Annotated in this window: 15 protein-coding genes, 3 tRNA genes and 4 rRNA genes; 13 read left to right on the forward strand and 9 right to left on the reverse strand. The window is 52.4% G+C overall.

The features are described 5' to 3' along the window. Positions 1-15: 15 nt before the first annotated feature. Genes rsmB through def form a run of 3 tightly spaced genes read right to left on the reverse strand, consistent with a single transcriptional unit; the run spans position 16 to position 2829 of the window. Positions 16-1305 (reverse strand): 16S rRNA (cytosine(967)-C(5))-methyltransferase RsmB, encoded by a 1290-nt coding sequence (gene rsmB, locus HVX64_RS02245; protein ID WP_044257550.1) that lies wholly within the window; start codon positions 1303-1305, stop codon positions 16-18. A 52-nt stretch (positions 1306-1357) separates the two neighbouring features. Continuing rightward, complete coding sequence (gene fmt, locus HVX64_RS02250) at positions 1358-2305, reverse strand: methionyl-tRNA formyltransferase (protein WP_044257545.1); 948 nt, start codon at positions 2303-2305, stop codon at positions 1358-1360. A gap of 14 nt (positions 2306-2319) precedes the next feature. Further along, positions 2320-2829, reverse strand: a complete 510-nt coding sequence (gene def, locus HVX64_RS02255; RefSeq protein WP_044257544.1) for a peptide deformylase — start codon at positions 2827-2829, stop codon at positions 2320-2322. A 129-nt stretch (positions 2830-2958) separates the two neighbouring features. Here def and dprA point away from each other — a divergent pair, with 129 nt between their 5' ends. From dprA to HVX64_RS02285, 6 genes are read left to right on the forward strand one after another with little or no spacing between them, the layout of a single operon-like run. Beyond that, entirely contained in the window at positions 2959-4083 is a 1125-nt protein-coding gene (gene dprA / locus HVX64_RS02260; RefSeq protein ID WP_044257543.1) for a DNA-protecting protein DprA, read from the forward strand. Then, positions 4055-4528, forward strand: a complete 474-nt coding sequence (gene smg / locus HVX64_RS02265) for a DUF494 family protein Smg (RefSeq protein ID WP_012908442.1) — start codon at positions 4055-4057, stop codon at positions 4526-4528. Before dprA ends, smg begins: the two co-directional genes overlap by 29 nt. Before the next feature lie 26 nt (positions 4529-4554). Continuing rightward, positions 4555-5109 carry a type I DNA topoisomerase gene (locus HVX64_RS02270; RefSeq protein WP_044257542.1) on the forward strand — a complete coding sequence of 185 codons (555 nt, stop codon included), beginning with the start codon at positions 4555-4557 and terminating at the stop codon, positions 5107-5109. Then, positions 5102-5674, forward strand: a complete 573-nt coding sequence (gene tsaC / locus HVX64_RS02275) for an L-threonylcarbamoyladenylate synthase type 1 TsaC (RefSeq protein WP_044257541.1) — start codon at positions 5102-5104, stop codon at positions 5672-5674. The genes HVX64_RS02270 and tsaC overlap by 8 nt, the downstream gene beginning before the upstream one ends. 4 nt (positions 5675-5678) lie before the next feature. Next, complete coding sequence (gene aroE, locus HVX64_RS02280) at positions 5679-6497, forward strand: shikimate dehydrogenase (protein WP_044257549.1); 819 nt, start codon at positions 5679-5681, stop codon at positions 6495-6497. Further along, a complete protein-coding gene (locus HVX64_RS02285) occupies positions 6494-6751 on the forward strand; it encodes a DUF1488 domain-containing protein (RefSeq protein WP_042998366.1) in 258 nt (85 codons plus the stop codon). The genes aroE and HVX64_RS02285 overlap by 4 nt, the downstream gene beginning before the upstream one ends. On the opposite strand, the gene HVX64_RS02290 is transcribed toward HVX64_RS02285, so the two are convergent. Next, positions 6727-7281 carry a gamma carbonic anhydrase family protein gene (locus HVX64_RS02290; protein ID WP_042998365.1) on the reverse strand — a complete coding sequence of 185 codons (555 nt, stop codon included), beginning with the start codon at positions 7279-7281 and terminating at the stop codon, positions 6727-6729. The genes HVX64_RS02285 and HVX64_RS02290 overlap by 25 nt on opposite strands. 471 nt (positions 7282-7752) lie before the next feature. Between HVX64_RS02290 and HVX64_RS02295 the strand changes: the two genes are divergently transcribed. From HVX64_RS02295 to rrf (HVX64_RS02325), 7 genes are all read left to right on the forward strand, one after another. Continuing rightward, a 16S ribosomal RNA gene (locus HVX64_RS02295) occupies positions 7753-9294 on the forward strand. Between the two features lie 69 nt (positions 9295-9363). Further along, a tRNA-Ile gene (locus HVX64_RS02300) sits at positions 9364-9440 on the forward strand. A gap of 114 nt (positions 9441-9554) precedes the next feature. Continuing rightward, a tRNA-Ala gene (locus HVX64_RS02305) sits at positions 9555-9630 on the forward strand. Positions 9631-9811: 181 nt separating this feature from the next. Beyond that, positions 9812-12717: ribosomal RNA gene (locus HVX64_RS02310) — 23S ribosomal RNA — on the forward strand. Between the two features lie 96 nt (positions 12718-12813). Next, positions 12814-12929: ribosomal RNA gene (rrf, locus tag HVX64_RS02315) — 5S ribosomal RNA — on the forward strand. A 14-nt stretch (positions 12930-12943) separates the two neighbouring features. Further along, positions 12944-13019 (forward strand) — tRNA-Thr (locus tag HVX64_RS02320). Between the two features lie 40 nt (positions 13020-13059). Continuing rightward, positions 13060-13175, forward strand: a 5S ribosomal RNA gene (gene rrf, locus HVX64_RS02325). Together the 16S, 23S and 5S rRNA genes with 3 tRNA genes alongside form the textbook arrangement of a ribosomal RNA operon. Before the next feature lie 106 nt (positions 13176-13281). Here the strand turns inward: rrf (HVX64_RS02325) and HVX64_RS02330 are convergent. The 5 genes from HVX64_RS02330 to HVX64_RS02350 all read right to left on the reverse strand — a co-directional run bounded on the left by HVX64_RS02330 (position 13282) and on the right by HVX64_RS02350 (position 18084). Further along, on the reverse strand, positions 13282-14040 hold the full coding sequence (locus HVX64_RS02330) for an amino acid ABC transporter ATP-binding protein (protein ID WP_042324914.1): 759 nt from the start codon (positions 14038-14040) through the stop codon (positions 13282-13284). Positions 14041-14047: 7 nt separating this feature from the next. Next, complete coding sequence (locus HVX64_RS02335; protein ID WP_044263691.1) at positions 14048-15151, reverse strand: amino acid ABC transporter permease; 1104 nt, start codon at positions 15149-15151, stop codon at positions 14048-14050. 9 nt (positions 15152-15160) lie between these two features. After that, positions 15161-16342: an amino acid ABC transporter permease gene (locus tag HVX64_RS02340; protein ID WP_044256018.1), complete on the reverse strand. Its 1182-nt coding sequence runs from the start codon at positions 16340-16342 to the stop codon at positions 15161-15163. A 69-nt stretch (positions 16343-16411) separates the two neighbouring features. Continuing rightward, complete coding sequence (locus HVX64_RS02345; RefSeq protein ID WP_044256016.1) at positions 16412-17437, reverse strand: amino acid ABC transporter substrate-binding protein; 1026 nt, start codon at positions 17435-17437, stop codon at positions 16412-16414. Between the two features lie 425 nt (positions 17438-17862). Then, entirely contained in the window at positions 17863-18084 is a 222-nt protein-coding gene (locus tag HVX64_RS02350; RefSeq protein ID WP_000825639.1) for a membrane protein, read from the reverse strand. Positions 18085-18261: the final 177 nt, after the last annotated feature.

Raw genomic sequence — 18261 nt, forward strand, 5'->3', positions numbered from 1 at the left:
TGACCCGTTATCCCATCACTTTTTGATTAGCTTAGCGTAAAAGAAGCCATCACCGTCTTCTGCACCCGGCAGATTTTGAAGACCCGGCATTTCGGGTGTGCCTGTCTCGCTCAGCATGGCATCCGTCGTACGCTGTAAGAAGGCGTGAACCTGCTGACTGTTCTCTTCCGGCAAAACGGAACAGGTGGCATAGACCAGCGTGCCGCCGGATTTCAGATGCGGCCAGACGGCATCAAGAATTTCAGCCTGTAGCTTTGCCAGTTCGGTAATATCACGATCGCGGCGAAGCCATTTGATATCCGGGTGACGACGGATAACTCCGGTTGCAGAGCAGGGGGCATCTAACAGGATACGATCAAACTGCTGCTCGCCGCACCATTGTGCAGGGAAACGCCCATCACCCTGCTTAACCGTCGCTTTCATCCCAAGACGTTTCAGGTTGTCATAAACGCGGGAGAGTCGTTGTTCATCCACATCAACTGCCAGCACGTTTGCTTCGGGAGCCGCTTCGAGGATGTGGGTGGTTTTACCGCCTGGTGCTGCACACAGATCTAAAATGTGTTCGCCGTTTTGCGGAGCAAGGAAGGCCACGCATCCCTGAGCAGAGGCGTCCTGAACGGTGACCCATCCTTCATCGAACCCAGGAAGCGTATGGACCGGTGCTGCTGTTTCCAGACGGATGGCATCGGGATAGTCGGGATGAGTGAAACCTTTCATCCCGGCGTTTTCGAGCAATGCCAGCCAGCTGTCGCGCGTATGGTGTATGCGATTCACACGTAGCCACATCGGGGGGCGCTGATTGTTGGCATCAATAATCGCTTCCCATTGGGTGGGGTACGCCTTTTGCAGGCGTTTAAGTAGCCAGCCAGGGTGCAGAAAACGCGCGTCGCTGCTGGCGAATTCCGCGAGCAGTACTTCTTGTTGACGCTGGAACTGACGCAGAACACCGTTTATTAGCCCCTTAAGCTGCGGGCGCTTTATCGCTACGGCACCTTCGACCGTTTCCGCCAGCGCTGCATGTGGAGGAATTCGGGTATGCAGTAATTGATAGAATCCCACCATTATCAGGTAATGCACGGTGCGCTGTTTTCCCGTCATTGGGCGGGACATCAGTTTGTTGATCAACCAGTCGAGTTGCGACAGCGTACGCAGAACCCCAAAACAGAGTTCCTGTAGCAGCGCTTTGTCTTTATCGGAGACTTTTTGTTGTAGCGGCGGCAGGACATTGCTCAGTGAATGCCCTTGCTCGACGACCTGTTCAACGGCCTGCGCCGCCATACTGCGTAAGTTAAGTTTCTTATTCATAACCGCAAAAATAAAAAGGCCCGGTAACACCGGGCGTTATCAGAAGTGACCGTCAGACCAGACGGTTGCCAGGAATGAACCATTCCCGACGTGAATTCAGAAGATCCTGGGCGCTCATCGCTTTTTTTCCGGCGGGTTGCAATGAGAGCAGGTTCAGGACTCCGTTGCCGGTCGCGACCTGAATGCCTTGTTTCGTGGCGTCAAGGATGGTTCCCGGTTCTGCCAGCGTCGGCGTCTCTATCACGGATGCCTGCCAGACTTTTACCGGCTGGCCGTCAATTTCCAGCCAGCTCATTGGCCAGGGATTGAATGCGCGAATGCAACGTTCCAGTTGTGTCGCAGAAAGCGACCAGTCGATGCGCGCTTCTTCTTTACTGAGCTTTTCTGCGTGAGTGACTAGCGATTCATCCTGCACTTGCGGATTTGCACGGCCCTCAGCTAACTGCTTCAGCGTTTCGATCAGCCCCTGCGGACCAAGATCCGCCAGCTTGTCGTACAGCGTGCCGCTGGTGTCTTTCGCGGTGATGGGGCAGGCGAGCTTATAGAGCATATCGCCCGTATCGAGACCCACGTCCATTTGCATAATGGTCACGCCCGTTTCGGCGTCCCCAGCCCAAAGAGAACGTTGAATGGGCGCCGCGCCGCGCCAGCGCGGCAGCAGCGAACCGTGGACGTTAATGCAGCCGAGACGCGGCATATCCAGCACGGCTTTCGGCAGAATCAGACCATACGCGACGACGACCATAACATCTGCGTTCAGATCAGAAACCAGGTGCTGGTTTTCCTGCGGGCGCAAGGAAACGGGTTGGAAAACCGGAATGCCTTTTTCCTCTGCCAGCACTTTTACCGGGCTCGGCATCAGTTTTTTTCCCCGACCTGCCGGGCGATCGGGCTGGGTAAATACCCCGACAACGTGATGTTCAGAAGACAACAGCGCGTCAAGATGACGCGCTGCAAAGTCAGGTGTACCCGCAAAAATAATACGTAGTGAGTCTGACACGGTGATTCTTGTCCTTAAGCTCGTGCGTTCAGGCGGTCGAGTTTCTCAACTTTCTGACGAATACGTTGCTGCTTCAGCGGTGATAAATAATCGATAAACAGTTTACCGACCAGGTGATCCATCTCGTGCTGAATACAGATAGCCAGAAGGCCGTCGGCTTCCAGTTCAAACGGTTTACCCTCGCGATTGAGCGCGCGAACTTTCACTTTCTCAGCACGCGGCACTAAAGCACGCTGTTCCGGAATAGACAGACAACCTTCTTCAATACCGGTCTCGCCTTCTTTTTCCAGCAGTTCCGGGTTAATTAACACCAGGCGTTCGTCACGATTTTCCGACACGTCAATGACGATAATCCGCTGATGAATATCAACCTGCGTTGCTGCGAGGCCAATACCTTCTTCCGCGTACATCGTCTCAAACATATCATCGACGATACGCTGAATTTCTGCATTCACTTCTTCTACCGGCTTTGCGACTTTGCGAAGGCGCTCGTCCGGAATATGTAACACTTGCAAAACTGACATAGTTATCCAGAGTTGTGTTCAGGAGTTGGAAAGATTATTACCTCTATTCTAGACAAATCCCCCTCTGATTGACAGCATCAGTGACCAATCGCAAAGATTGCTAAGACTGCTTGTGGCAGGGGGATAAGGATGACCCGTACCGAAATTTGGCTACGTTTAATGGCTGTGAATGAGTTGTTCGGCGATGAGATGGTGCGCGTCGCTCACGGACTGATATCACAGCCGGCTATTGATATCGCCGCATTGCGGCGTGCCGGCCTTTCCCCTTCCCAGGCAACGCGCTTTTTGACCTTTCCGGAAAAAGAACTGGAAAGAACCCTTCGCTGGCTTGAGTTGCCGCACCATCACTTATTACTGGCAGACAGTGAAGATTATCCTGCACAGCTTCGCGCCATTGAAGATTATCCCGGTGCGGTTTTTGTCGTTGGCTCCCCGCGATGTCTCCATGATTTTCAACTCGCCGTCGTGGGAAGCCGAACGCCGTCCTGGTATGGCGAACGATGGGGGCAGATGTTTTGTGAGAAACTGGCCAGTTGGGATATCACCATTACCAGCGGTCTGGCGCGAGGTATTGATGGCATCGCCCATCGGGCGGCGATCCAGGCAAAGGGGAAAAGCATTGCCGTATTAGGCAACGGCCTGCAATCCGTCTATCCCCGCCGACATGCCGGGATGGCCGATGCGTTGCTGGAAACGGGAGGCGCGCTGGTGTCCGAATTTCCGTTAATGATGGCCCCTTTACCGCGCAACTTTCCCCGCCGGAACCGTATCATTAGCGGTCTGAGTAAAGGGGTTCTGGTGGTTGAGGCGGCATTACGCAGTGGCTCGTTGGTCACCGCGCGCTGTGCGTTAGAGCAAGGACGAGAGGTGTTCGCTATCCCTGGCCCCCTCGGCAGCCCCGGAAGCGAAGGGCCACACTGGCTGGTGAAGCAGGGGGCCACCCTTGTGACGGCCCCAGATGAAATCATGGAAAATTTGCAGTACGGCTTGCATTGGCTGCCAGATGAGCCTGAAAAATCACTTTATTCATCAGATCAGGAAGGCGCAGCATTGCCATTTCCCGAGCTCCTGGCTAACGTAGGAGATGAGGTAACACCTGTTGACGTCGTCGCTGAACGTGCCGGCCAACCTGTGCCAGAGGTAGTGGCTCAGCTACTCGAACTGGAGTTAGCAGGATGGATCGCAGTTGTACCCGGCGGCTATGTCCGATTGAGGAGGGCATGCCATGTTCGACGTACTAATGTATTTGTTTGAGACATATATCCACAATGAAGCTGAATTACGTGTGGATCAGGACAAACTTGAACGGGATCTTACCGACGCTGGTTTTGATCGTGAAGACATCTACAACGCGCTCCTGTGGCTGGAAAAGCTTGCTGACTACCAGGAAGGTCTTGCCGAGCCGATGCAGCTCGCCTCCGATCCTCTCTCTGTGCGTATTTATACCCCAGAAGAGTGTGACCGACTGGATGCCAGTTGCCGGGGATTCCTGTTATTCCTTGAGCAGATTCAGGTGCTAAACCTCGAAACGCGAGAAATGGTGATTGAACGTGTGCTCGCGCTGGATACCGCAGAATTCGACCTGGAAGACCTGAAGTGGGTCATCCTGATGGTTTTGTTCAATATTCCAGGTTGTGAAAATGCATATCAGCAAATGGAAGAATTACTCTTTGAAGTGAATGAAGGTATGCTGCATTAATCAACCTTAATTCAGCATGAGTTGTTATGGCTAAATCAGCACTGTTTTCGGTGCGTAAAAATGAGCCCTGTCCACAGTGCGGGGCTGAACTGGTGATTCGCTCCGGGAAACACGGTCCGTTTCTTGGTTGCTCGCACTATCCGGAATGTGACTATATCCGTCCGTTGAAATCCTCAGCGGACGGACATATCGTCAAAGTTCTGGAGGGGAAACATTGCCCTGACTGCGGCAGCGAACTGGTGTTGCGCCAGGGGCGTTTTGGTATGTTTATCGGCTGCAGCAACTATCCAGAATGTGAGCATACCGAGCTCATTGATAAACCCGATGAAACCGCTATTACCTGCCCTCAATGCCAGACGGGCCATCTGGTCCAGCGGCGTTCCCGTTATGGCAAAACCTTCCACTCCTGCGATCGCTATCCGGAGTGCCAGTTTGTCATTAACTTCAAACCGATAGCCGGAGAGTGTCCTGAGTGCCACTATCCGCTACTCATCGAAAAGAAAACCGCGCAGGGTGTGAAGCACTTTTGCGCCAGTAAACAATGTGGAAAGCCGGTTTCGGCGGAACAAACAAGTGAATAATAACCTGCCAACAGACCCTATCGCTGACGCAATAGAGGTACTGAATAAAGAGAATGTCATCGCCTATCCAACAGAAGCCGTCTTTGGCGTCGGGTGCGATCCCGATAGCGAAGTGGCCGTAAATCGTCTGTTGGCCTTGAAACAGCGTCCGGTGGATAAAGGGTTAATTTTGATCGCCGCCAGTTTTGAGCAGCTCAAGCCGTATATTGACGACAGTATGTTGACCGATGCCCAGCGTGATGCCGTGTTTGCTCGTTGGCCTGGTCCGGTGACCTTTGTTTTCCCTGCGCCAGCGACGACGCCTCGTTGGTTGACGGGGCGCTTTGATTCATTGGCGGTGCGCGTGACGGATCATCCGCTGGTGGTCGCCTTGTGCCAGGCTTATGGCAAACCGTTGGTTTCAACCAGCGCCAACCTGAGTGGATTACCCCCTTGCCGTACGGTTGAGGAAGTTCGCACACAGTTTGGTTCAGACTTCCCGGTGGTGTCAGGAGAAACCGGAGGTCGATTGAATCCTTCGGAAATCCGTGATGCCCTGACGGGCGAGTTGTTTCGACAGGGGTAAGATGATGGAAACCTATGCTGTTTTTGGTAATCCAATCGCGCACAGCAAATCGCCGTTTATTCATCAGCAATTTGCGCAGCAGCTGCAGATTGCGCATCCGTATGGCCGTGTGCTGGCGCCTGTTAATGATTTCATCAACACACTGAACGCGTTCTTTGCCGACGGCGGTAAAGGAGTGAACGTCACAGTGCCATTTAAAGAAGAAGCATTTGCCCGCGCCGATGAACTCACCGAGCGTGCAGCCCTGGCCGGTGCGGTGAATACGATCAAGCGGCTCGAAGATGGTCGGTTGCTGGGTGACAACACCGACGGCATCGGTCTGCTAAGTGACCTCGAACGTCTGTCATTTATCCAGCCGGGGCAACGTATCCTGCTGATTGGCGCGGGTGGCGCTTCGCGTGGTGTATTGTTACCGCTGCTTTCTCTGGATTGCGGGGTGACGATTGTTAACCGGACGGCATCCCGTGCGGAAGAACTGGCACAGGTTTTTGCACATACAGGTAGCGTGCAGGCGCTGGGTATGGATGAGCTGGAAGGACATGAGTTTGATCTGATCATCAATGCCACCTCCAGCGGCATCAGCGGTGAGATCCCGGCGATCCCGGTATCGCTCATTCGTCCGGCGGTATGTTGTTACGACATGTTCTACCAAAAGGGCAATACGCCGTTTCTCTCCTGGTGTGAACGCCAGGGCGCGAAACGTTATGCCGATGGTCTGGGGATGCTGGTGGGGCAAGCAGCTCATGCCGTTCTGCTCTGGCACGGTGTGTTGCCGGAAATTGAACCAGTGATTGCGCGTCTCAAGCAGGAGTTATCCGCATGAATCAGGCCATCCAGTTTCCAGACCGGGAAGAGTGGGACGCGCAGAAAAAAGCGGTCTGCTTTCCCGCGCTGGTTAATGGCATGCAGTTAATGTGCGCTATTAAGGGAGAAACGCTGGCGAATCGCTTTGGTGGTGAAACGACGGAACAATGGTTAGCTCACTTTTGCGAACATCGCTGGGATCTGGAAGAAGAAGCGGAAGCACTGATCCAGTCCCAGCAAGAAGACGATCATGGCTGGGTTTGGTTACCCTGAGCGAGATACTCGTCTTTCCATTTCACATAATTTCTGGCGGAGTATTGCAGACCCGCTTTCTCCTCCTCTGTTAGCGGCCGGATCTGTTTGACCGGGCTCCCCAAATAGAGATAGCCGCTCTCCAGGCGTTTGTTTTGCGGTACCAGGCTTCCCGCCCCAATCATTACGTCGTCTTCAATCACCGCGCCATCCAGCAGAATCGATCCCATACCGACCAGGACCCGGTTGCCAATGATGCAGCCGTGCAACATCACTTTATGCCCGACCGTCACATCTTCTCCTACAATGAGCGGGTTGCCATCCGGGTTGGAGGCGGATTTGTGCGTGACATGCAACACGCTGCCATCCTGAATATTCGTACGCGCCCCGATCGCAACGTAATTTACATCGCCACGGATCGCAACAAGCGGCCAGATCCCCACATCGTCCGCCAGGCGAACGTCACCAATGATCACACTGCTGCTGTCGAGCATCACCCGTTGGCCAATCTGTGGAAAAAGATCCTTATAAGGACGTAATACGTCAGACATGTTTACCTCAAGGAAAGAGAACAGTAATGATGACTTTGGTTGCATTTCTGGCCTTGCGCAAGTGCTTTAGCTATCAAAAATTCGCCAAATTGCGCATGAATGGAGCGAAAGGGATGAAAAAGCAGCGAACGGAAAAAAAGATCTAAAAAAGGCTTGTGCAAAAAAATGGGATCCCTATAATGCGCCTCCGTTGAGACGACAAAGTGGAACGCTTCACAAGATGGTCGTCACAGCGAAGAGAAAAATCCTGAAAATCAGGGTTGACTCTGAAAGAGGAAAGCGTAATATACGCCACCTCGCGACAGAGCGCTAAAGCGCGTCGCAACTGCTCTTTAACAATTTATCAGACAATCTGTGTGGGCACTCAGAGTGACATGGATTCTTAACGTCGCAAGACGAAAAATGAATACCAAGTCTCAAAGAGTGAACACGTAATTCATTACGACGTTTAATTCTAGGAGCATCAAACTTAAATTGAAGAGTTTGATCATGGCTCAGATTGAACGCTGGCGGCAGGCCTAACACATGCAAGTCGAACGGTAACAGGAAGCAGCTTGCTGCTTTGCTGACGAGTGGCGGACGGGTGAGTAATGTCTGGGAAACTGCCCGATGGAGGGGGATAACTACTGGAAACGGTAGCTAATACCGCATAATGTCGCAAGACCAAAGAGGGGGACCTTCGGGCCTCTTGCCATCGGATGTGCCCAGATGGGATTAGCTAGTTGGTGAGGTAACGGCTCACCAAGGCGACGATCCCTAGCTGGTCTGAGAGGATGACCAGCCACACTGGAACTGAGACACGGTCCAGACTCCTACGGGAGGCAGCAGTGGGGAATATTGCACAATGGGCGCAAGCCTGATGCAGCCATGCCGCGTGTATGAAGAAGGCCTTCGGGTTGTAAAGTACTTTCAGCGGGGAGGAAGGTGTTGTGGTTAATAACCGCAGCAATTGACGTTACCCGCAGAAGAAGCACCGGCTAACTCCGTGCCAGCAGCCGCGGTAATACGGAGGGTGCAAGCGTTAATCGGAATTACTGGGCGTAAAGCGCACGCAGGCGGTCTGTCAAGTCGGATGTGAAATCCCCGGGCTCAACCTGGGAACTGCATTCGAAACTGGCAGGCTTGAGTCTCGTAGAGGGGGGTAGAATTCCAGGTGTAGCGGTGAAATGCGTAGAGATCTGGAGGAATACCGGTGGCGAAGGCGGCCCCCTGGACGAAGACTGACGCTCAGGTGCGAAAGCGTGGGGAGCAAACAGGATTAGATACCCTGGTAGTCCACGCCGTAAACGATGTCTATTTGGAGGTTGTGCCCTTGAGGTGTGGCTTCCGGAGCTAACGCGTTAAATAGACCGCCTGGGGAGTACGGCCGCAAGGTTAAAACTCAAATGAATTGACGGGGGCCCGCACAAGCGGTGGAGCATGTGGTTTAATTCGATGCAACGCGAAGAACCTTACCTGGTCTTGACATCCACAGAACTTGGCAGAGATGCCTTGGTGCCTTCGGGAACTGTGAGACAGGTGCTGCATGGCTGTCGTCAGCTCGTGTTGTGAAATGTTGGGTTAAGTCCCGCAACGAGCGCAACCCTTATCCTTTGTTGCCAGCGGTTAGGCCGGGAACTCAAAGGAGACTGCCAGTGATAAACTGGAGGAAGGTGGGGATGACGTCAAGTCATCATGGCCCTTACGACCAGGGCTACACACGTGCTACAATGGCATATACAAAGAGAAGCGACCTCGCGAGAGCAAGCGGACCTCATAAAGTATGTCGTAGTCCGGATTGGAGTCTGCAACTCGACTCCATGAAGTCGGAATCGCTAGTAATCGTGGATCAGAATGCCACGGTGAATACGTTCCCGGGCCTTGTACACACCGCCCGTCACACCATGGGAGTGGGTTGCAAAAGAAGTAGGTAGCTTAACCTTCGGGAGGGCGCTTACCACTTTGTGATTCATGACTGGGGTGAAGTCGTAACAAGGTAACCGTAGGGGAACCTGCGGTTGGATCACCTCCTTACCTTAAAGAACCTGCCTTTGTAGTGCCCACACAGATTGTCTGATGAAAAACGAGCAGTAAAACCTCTACAGGCTTGTAGCTCAGGTGGTTAGAGCGCACCCCTGATAAGGGTGAGGTCGGTGGTTCAAGTCCACTCAGGCCTACCAAATTTTCCCTGAATACTGCGTTGTGAAACGACTCGCATACTTTAAGTATGCTTCGCCATTCCACGCCTTGTCTCAGGAAAAATTATCGGTACAGAGGTTCTGACTACACTGTATGGGGCTATAGCTCAGCTGGGAGAGCGCCTGCTTTGCACGCAGGAGGTCTGCGGTTCGATCCCGCATAGCTCCACCATACTGTAGAACGTAATCAAGAAAACTTCAGAGTGTACCTGAAAGGGTGCGCTGCGAAGTTTTGCTCTTTAAAAATCTGGATCAAGCTGAAAATTGAAACGACACACTGTTAATGGTGTGTTCGAGTCTCTCAAATTTTCGCAACACGATGATGAATCGAAAGAAACATCTTCGGGTTGTGAGGTTAAGCGACTAAGCGTACACGGTGGATGCCCTGGCAGTCAGAGGCGATGAAGGACGTGCTAATCTGCGAAAAGCGTCGGTAAGGTGATATGAACCGTTATAGCCGGCGATGTCCGAATGGGGAAACCCAGTGCAATTCGTTGCACTATCGTTAACTGAATCCATAGGTTAACGAGGCGAACCGGGGGAACTGAAACATCTAAGTACCCCGAGGAAAAGAAATCAACCGAGATTCCCCCAGTAGCGGCGAGCGAACGGGGAGCAGCCCAGAGCCTGAATCAGCATGTGTGGTAGTGGAACGGTCTGGAAAGGCCGGCGATACAGGGTGACAGCCCCGTACACAAAATTGCATGTGTTGTGAGCTCGATGAGTAGGGCGGGACACGTGGTATCCTGTCTGAATATGGGGGGACCATCCTCCAAGGCTAAATACTCCTGACTGACCGATAGTGAACCAGTACCGTGAGGGAAAGGCGAAAAGAACCCCGGCGAGGGGAGTGAAAAAGAACCTGAAACCGTGTACGTACAAGCAGTGGGAGCCTCTTTATGGGGTGACTGCGTACCTTTTGTATAATGGGTCAGCGACTTATATTCTGTAGCAAGGTTAACCGAATAGGGGAGCCGAAGGGAAACCGAGTCTTAACTGGGCGTTAAGTTGCAGGGTATAGACCCGAAACCCGGTGATCTAGCCATGGGCAGGTTGAAGGTTGGGTAACACTAACTGGAGGACCGAACCGACTAATGTTGAAAAATTAGCGGATGACTTGTGGCTGGGGGTGAAAGGCCAATCAAACCGGGAGATAGCTGGTTCTCCCCGAAAGCTATTTAGGTAGCGCCTCGTGAATTCATCTCCGGGGGTAGAGCACTGTTTCGGCTAGGGGGCCATCCCGGCTTACCAACCCGATGCAAACTGCGAATACCGGAGAATGTTATCACGGGAGACACACGGCGGGTGCTAACGTCCGTCGTGAAGAGGGAAACAACCCAGACCGCCAGCTAAGGTCCCAAAGTCATGGTTAAGTGGGAAACGATGTGGGAAGGCTCAGACAGCCAGGATGTTGGCTTAGAAGCAGCCATCATTTAAAGAAAGCGTAATAGCTCACTGGTCGAGTCGGCCTGCGCGGAAGATGTAACGGGGCTAAACCATGCACCGAAGCTGCGGCAGCGACACTAAGTGTTGTTGGGTAGGGGAGCGTTCTGTAAGCCTGTGAAGGTGTGCTGTGAGGCATGCTGGAGGTATCAGAAGTGCGAATGCTGACATAAGTAACGATAAAGCGGGTGAAAAGCCCGCTCGCCGGAAGACCAAGGGTTCCTGTCCAACGTTAATCGGGGCAGGGTGAGTCGACCCCTAAGGCGAGGCCGAAAGGCGTAGTCGATGGGAAACAGGTTAATATTCCTGTACCAGGTGTTACTGCGAAGGGGGGACGGAGAAGGCTATGTTGGCCGGGCGACGGTTGTCCCGGTTTAAGCGTGTAGGTGTGTGTTCCAGGTAAATCCGGTTCACTTTAACACTGAGGCGTGATGACGAGGCACTACGGTGCTGAAGCAACAAATGCCCTGCTTCCAGGAAAAGCCTCTAAGCATCAGGTAACATCAGATCGTACCCCAAACCGACACAGGTGGTCAGGTAGAGAATACCAAGGCGCTTGAGAGAACTCGGGTGAAGGAACTAGGCAAAATGGTGCCGTAACTTCGGGAGAAGGCACGCTGATATGTAGGTGAAGCGATTTACTCGTGGAGCTGAAATCAGTCGAAGATACCAGCTGGCTGCAACTGTTTATTAAAAACACAGCACTGTGCAAACACGAAAGTGGACGTATACGGTGTGACGCCTGCCCGGTGCCGGAAGGTTAATTGATGGGGTTATCCGTAAGGAGAAGCTCTTGATCGAAGCCCCGGTAAACGGCGGCCGTAACTATAACGGTCCTAAGGTAGCGAAATTCCTTGTCGGGTAAGTTCCGACCTGCACGAATGGCGTAATGATGGCCAGGCTGTCTCCACCCGAGACTCAGTGAAATTGAACTCGCTGTGAAGATGCAGTGTACCCGCGGCAAGACGGAAAGACCCCGTGAACCTTTACTATAGCTTGACACTGAACACTGGTCCTTGATGTGTAGGATAGGTGGGAGGCTTTGAAGCGCGGACGCCAGTTCGTGTGGAGCCGTCCTTGAAATACCACCCTTTAATGGCTGGTGTTCTAACGTGGGCCCGTAATCCGGGTTGCGGACAGTGTCTGGTGGGTAGTTTGACTGGGGCGGTCTCCTCCTAAAGAGTAACGGAGGAGCACGAAGGTTAGCTAATCCTGGTCGGACATCAGGAGGTTAGTGCAAAGGCATAAGCTAGCTTGACTGCGAGCGTGACGGCGCGAGCAGGTGCGAAAGCAGGTCTTAGTGATCCGGTGGTTCTGAATGGAAGGGCCATCGCTCAACGGATAAAAGGTACTCCGGGGATAACAGGCTGATACCGCCCAAGAGTTCATATCGACGGCGGTGTTTGGCACCTCGATGTCGGCTCATCACATCCTGGGGCTGAAGTAGGTCCCAAGGGTATGGCTGTTCGCCATTTAAAGTGGTACGCGAGCTGGGTTTAGAACGTCGTGAGACAGTTCGGTCCCTATCTGCCGTGGGCGCTGGAGAATTGAGGGGGGCTGCTCCTAGTACGAGAGGACCGGAGTGGACGCATCACTGGTGTTCGGGTTGTCATGCCAATGGCACTGCCCGGTAGCTAAATGCGGAAGAGATAAGTGCTGAAAGCATCTAAGCACGAAACTTGCCCCGAGATGAGTTCTCCCTGACCCTTTAAGGGTCCTGAAGGAACGTTGAAGACGACGACGTTGATAGGCCGGGTGTGTAAGCGCAGCGATGCGTTGAGCTAACCGGTACTAATGAACCGTGAGGCTTAACCTTACAACGCCGAAGCTGTTTTGGCGGATTGAGAGAAAATTTTCAGCGTGATTACAGATTAGATTAACCGGCGAAAGGCGGGTTAATAAACAGAATTTGCCTGGCGGCTGTAGCGCGGTGGTCCCACCTGACCCCATGCCGAACTCAGAAGTGAAACGCCGTAGCGCCGATGGTAGTGTGGGGTCTCCCCATGCGAGAGTAGGGAACTGCCAGGCATCAAATTTAGCGTGCTGATATGGCTCAGTTGGTAGAGCGCACCCTTGGTAAGGGTGAGGTCCCCAGTTCGACTCTGGGTATCAGCACCACTTAATTAGGTTAAAGTTCGGCACAGTGGAAAAGAATTTGTCTGGCGGCTGTAGCGCGGTGGTCCCACCTGACCCCATGCCGAACTCAGAAGTGAAACGCCGTAGCGCCGATGGTAGTGTGGGGTCTCCCCATGCGAGAGTAGGGAACTGCCAGACATCAAACAAGTGAGAAGGCCATCCGAAAGGATGGCCTTTTTGCGTTTATACGCCGAAAAAACGGTAGGCCGGGTAAGGTGAAGCCGTCACCCGGCAGAGCAAACGACTAATGAATCACCTGAGACAGGAATGCTCGAGTACGTTCTGATTTAGGATGTGCAAAAAACTCATCCGGCGGGGCCTGCTCAACAATTTCCCCACGATCCATGAAGATCACCCTGTCAGCCACCGTTCTGGCAAATCCCATCTCATGCGTGACGCAAAGCATTGTCATTCCTGATTGCGCCAGGCCAATCATCGTATCCAGCACCTCTTTCACCATTTCGGGATCCAGCGCCGACGTGGGTTCATCAAAGAGCATAATTTTGGGTTTCATACATAGCGAGCGGGCAATGGCAACGCGTTGTTGCTGTCCTCCGGAGATCTGCCCTGGAAATTTATGTGCGTGCTCTGCAATACGCACACGTTCCAGGTAGTGCATCCCCAGCGCTTCGGCTTCTTTTACCGGCATCTTACGCACCCAAATCGGTGCCAGCGTACAGTTTTGCAAAACCGTCAGATGAGGAAAGAGATTGAAGTGCTGGAATACCATGCCGACTTCCTGTCGGACTCGCTCGATGTTGCGGATGTCTTCATTCAACTCAATGCCATCGACAATAATTCGTCCCTGTTGATGTTCTTCCAGATGGTTAATACAGCGGATGGTGGTTGATTTTCCCGAACCTGAAGGCCCACATAACACAATGCGTTCCCCCTGTTTAACGCGCAGGTTGATATCCTTAAGGACATGAAACTGTCCGTACCACTTATTGACGTTTTCCAGCGTAATCATCGCGTCGGCAGGTTGTATTAATAGTTGGCTCATAGAATCCTCAGTGCGGTGTACGCCCGGTGTTAAAGCGCTTTTCCAGATGCTGGCTATAGCGCGACATGCTGAAACAAAAAATCCAGTAAATCAGAGCAGCGAAGACATAGCCTTCTGTCGACATACCCAGCCAGGCAGGGTCAACTGTCGCTTGCTGCACGCTGCTGAACAGATCGAACAAACCGATGATGATGACCAGACTGGTATCCTTAAACAGGGCAATAATGGTGTTCACCAGTCCGGGAATCACCAGCTTCAGGGCTTGGGGAAGAATGACCAGCCCCTGGGTTTTCCAGTAGCCCAACGCCAGCGATTCTGCTGCTTCGTATTGCCCTTTCGGTAATGCCTGCAGCCCCCCACGAACCACTTCCGCGACGTAGGCCGACTGGAAGAGGATCACGCCCACCAGCGCCCGGATAAGCTTATCGATGCTGGTTCCTTCTGACAGAAACAGCGGCAGCATGACCGAAGACATAAACAGGACGGTGATCAGCGGGACGCCACGCCAGAACTCGATAAAAATGACGGATAAGATCCGCACGACGGGCATGTGGGAGCGACGTCCCAGTGCCAACAAAATTCCTAATGGCAGTGCCCCTGCGATCCCGACGGATGCGATGATTAAGGTCAGCGTCAGCCCGCCCCATTGGCGTGTTTCAACGCGATCCAGACCAAGAAATCCGCCATACAACAGGAACCAGACAGTGATCGGGTAGATCACGGCCCAGACGACGATATAACGCCCGCGACCCGGCAACGCTTTCCAGAACATCGGCACAATGGAAGCCAACCCAATGATCAACGCCAGGTTGATACGCCAACGCTGATCATGTGGGTACAATCCATACATGAATTGTCCAAATCGTTCATGAATAAACACCCAGCAGGCGCCCGCTTTGGTACAGTCAGCACGCGTGGAGCCCACCCAGTTGGCCTGCAGGAACGCCCAGTTCAGCAAAGGGGGAATTAACTCCCACATCAGCCACAGACAGAACAGCGTCAGCAGGCTGTTTGACCAACTGGAAAAGAGGTTCTTCCGTACCCATACGATCGAACGACCAGGGCCGTTACTGGCCGGGCGCATGGGATGAGACAGCAGTGCTTTTGTCATCATGATTCCTTAGCGCTCAATGAGGGCGATTCGCCGGTTATAGATGTTCATCAGCAGCGAGATGCTCAGGCTGATGATCAGGTACACCGACATCGTGATGGCGATCGTTTCGATGGCCTGTCCGGTCTGATTAAGTACCGTACCGGCGAACAGCGATACCATGTCGGGATAGCCAATGGCGGCGGCCAGCGATGAGTTTTTGACAATATTCAGATACTGGCTGGTCAGCGGTGGAATAATGACGCGAAGTGCCTGAGGAATGATGACCTGGCGAAGGGTTACAGTATTAGGTAACCCGAGAGAACGGGCGGCTTCATGTTGACCGTAGGGAACGGCCTGAATGCCTGCACGAATGATTTCGGCAATAAACGCCGAGGTATATACCGATAACGCCAGCGTCAGGGCTGCCAGTTCAGGAATGAGCACCATTCCGCCACGGAAGTTGAATCCGCGTAGTTGTGGGATATCCCAGTGCAGCGCCGCGCCAAAAAGCCAATGCGCGATGAGCGGCAGCAGCACAATCAGGCTTAATGCAGTAGGCCAGGTTCTGCGAAGTTGTCCCGTTTTCATCTGATGCATTTTATTGAAGCGGAACAGACCCACGGACAGCGCAATGGCAATCACTGCCGAGAGCACGAAAGCGAGTACGCCTTCCCCTAACTGCGGAGACGGGATATAGAGTCCCCGATTACTCAGAAAGACCATATCCAGCGCGCTTGCGGCCTGACGGGGGCCGGGCAAATTGCGCAGAACCGCGAAGTACCAAAAAAAGATTTGCAGCAGAGGCGGGATATTACGAAAGGTCTCAATATAAATCGTCGAGAGTTTACGCAGTAGCCAGTTATCTGAAAGGCGCGCCAGCCCGAGAAAGAAGCCGATAAATGACGCAAAGACAATACACAGCGCGGAAACCAGCAGCGTGTTAAGCAAACCCACCACAAAAACACGTCCGTACGTGTCACCCTGCTGATAGTCGATTAAGTGCTGGACGATGCCAAACCCAGCGCTACGGTCGAGAAAGGCAAAGCCCGAGGTAATGCCGCGACTGCTTAGATTATTAATCGTGTTATGAATGAGATAGATAGCAACTGCAACGACCGCAAGAATGGCGAGGATCTGGAACAGCCAGGCGCGGACCGCAGGGTTTGAAAAGGAGAGCGACCCTTTTACACTTGAGCGGCGATGGAACATAAGAAAGCCTCGGTAACCATAACTCTGAACTGAGCGCCGCTAGTGCGGCGCCCGTTACATCACAACGACTTAACGCACTGGCGGTGCGTATTGAATGCCGCCGTTATTCCAGAGATTGTTCTGTCCACGTTTGATCTTCAGTGGACTTTCTGATCCGACGTTGCGTTCAAAGATCTCCGCATAGTTACCCACCTGCTTGATGATGTTGTAAGCCCATTTATTGTCGAGCTTCAGATCTTTGCCGTAGTCGCCTTCTTTGCCCAGCAGGTGCGCCATATCTGGTGTTGCAGGGTTCGCCGCTTTCTCAGCGACATTCTTCGATGTCACGCCCATCTCTTCGGCATTCAACATGGCAAACAGCGTCCAACGCACAATAGAGAACCATTCGTCATCACCGCGACGAACAACTGGCCCCAGCGGCTCTTTCGAGATCACCTCTGGCAGTACAAGCCATTCAGCCGGGTTGCTGAGTTTGATGCGCAGGGCATACAGTTGGGACTGGTCAGAGGCGAGGGTATCGCAACGTCCGGACTCCAGCGCTTTTGCCGACTCATCTGAGCGGTCAAAAGTCACCGGGGTGTATTTCATGTTGTTGGCTTTGAAATAATCCGCCACGTTCAGTTCCGTATCTGTTCCCGCCTGAATACAAACGGTGGCACCATCTAACTCTTTCGCGCTTTTCAGACCCGCTTTGTTGTGGGTCAGGAAGCCAATGCCATCGTAATAGGTAACGCCAGTGAAGGACATGCCCATTCCTGCATCACGTGAGGAGGTCCAGGTCGTATTACGGGAGAGAAGATCGACTTCGCCAGACTGTAATGCGGTGAAGCGTTCTTTTGCGGTGAGAGGGGTATATTTTACTTTTGTATCATCTCCCAGGACGGCGGCGGCAACACCACGGCAAACATCCACATCTATCCCGGAGAATTTCCCGTCTGCGTCAGCGTAAGAAAAACCGGGAAGACCGTCACTGATACCGCATTGTACGAACCCTTTCTTTTTTACAGCATCCAGCGTGGTTCCCGCATGTGCCTGATTGGCAACCGCAAGCAGCACACCGGCCGCAGCCAGTGTGGCTATCATCATCTTTTTCATAATGCATCCTGTGTGGCAAAGAAATTATTGTTATAGAGAGACGTTCTGCAACGTCTTTAACCTGTCTGTGGCATTGGCCATACTCTTCTAAGCAAAGGTAATGCCAGGTTTTGCGCGTGAATATCCGACGCAATAAGCAGAGTGTAGACAGGAAAAAATAAAAGTAGCGCCCTGAAATGGTGCGAAATTGAAACGTAAGCCACATTTTGGAGCAAAATATTTAAAATAATGCTCGCAAAATGAAATAACGATTTCAGGCGTGAATATCCAGAGCGTGAGTATTGAAAGATAAATGCGAAAAGAGAAAGGGGTGGACGTTATTGATTATTAAAATGTATTAGAACACGTATTTTTCAACACATTGAATGATATGAAAAACCGTATTCTTAGGCTAAGAGCGCGGCAAGTACCGCGCTCTGAGAATGTTATTTTGACAGTGCGATGATCCCCATCGTCAGGCCTGCAACCGCTGCGGCCCCGCCAGCAATGGCGCCTGCGGTTTCCCAGTTATCCTGAGTCGTCCCTTTCATACAGGTGTTGGTATGAACAAGACGTCCTTGATCATCATAAACCGGAACGCAGGGGGAATCGTGTGCACAGCCCGCCAGCAATGCAGTGAGCAATGCTACTGGAATTAATCTTTTCATGGTGTTACCTCAAAAATAAGCGTTCCGCTAAATACAGCAACAGGGAATGCTGCTTTGCGAATACGAAATGAATTTTACCACCGCTTAAAAAAAGATTGGCATATGGAATAATCTCAATTCATGTGAATTGTAAAAATAATGAAGGAGTGAATTTAGTATTCCGCAGTGCAAATGACT

The sequence above is a fragment of the Citrobacter sp. RHB20-C16 genome, assembly GCF_013890155.1.
GTDB classification, from domain to species: Bacteria; Pseudomonadota; Gammaproteobacteria; order Enterobacterales; family Enterobacteriaceae; genus Citrobacter_A; species Citrobacter_A amalonaticus.

Excerpts from the sequence above, each read along its gene's own strand:
- dprA (WP_044257543.1), top strand. The coding sequence starts at position 2,959 with ATGACCCGTACCGAAATTTGGCTACGTTTAATGGCTGTGAATGAGTTG.
- smg (WP_012908442.1), top strand. The coding sequence starts at position 4,055 with ATGTTCGACGTACTAATGTATTTGTTTGAGACATATATCCACAATGAA.
- HVX64_RS02335 (WP_044263691.1), bottom strand. The coding sequence starts at position 15,151 with ATGACAAAAGCACTGCTGTCTCATCCCATGCGCCCGGCCAGTAACGGC.
- HVX64_RS02330 (WP_042324914.1), bottom strand. The coding sequence starts at position 14,040 with ATGAGCCAACTATTAATACAACCTGCCGACGCGATGATTACGCTGGAA.
- HVX64_RS02345 (WP_044256016.1), bottom strand. The coding sequence starts at position 17,437 with ATGAAAAAGATGATGATAGCCACACTGGCTGCGGCCGGTGTGCTGCTT.
- HVX64_RS02270 (WP_044257542.1), top strand. The coding sequence starts at position 4,555 with ATGGCTAAATCAGCACTGTTTTCGGTGCGTAAAAATGAGCCCTGTCCA.
- HVX64_RS02350 (WP_000825639.1), bottom strand. The coding sequence starts at position 18,084 with ATGAAAAGATTAATTCCAGTAGCATTGCTCACTGCATTGCTGGCGGGC.
- aroE (WP_044257549.1), top strand. The coding sequence starts at position 5,679 with ATGGAAACCTATGCTGTTTTTGGTAATCCAATCGCGCACAGCAAATCG.
- HVX64_RS02285 (WP_042998366.1), top strand. The coding sequence starts at position 6,494 with ATGAATCAGGCCATCCAGTTTCCAGACCGGGAAGAGTGGGACGCGCAG.
- HVX64_RS02290 (WP_042998365.1), bottom strand. The coding sequence starts at position 7,281 with ATGTCTGACGTATTACGTCCTTATAAGGATCTTTTTCCACAGATTGGC.
- def (WP_044257544.1), bottom strand. The coding sequence starts at position 2,829 with ATGTCAGTTTTGCAAGTGTTACATATTCCGGACGAGCGCCTTCGCAAA.
- rsmB (WP_044257550.1), bottom strand. The coding sequence starts at position 1,305 with ATGAATAAGAAACTTAACTTACGCAGTATGGCGGCGCAGGCCGTTGAA.
- HVX64_RS02340 (WP_044256018.1), bottom strand. The coding sequence starts at position 16,342 with ATGTTCCATCGCCGCTCAAGTGTAAAAGGGTCGCTCTCCTTTTCAAAC.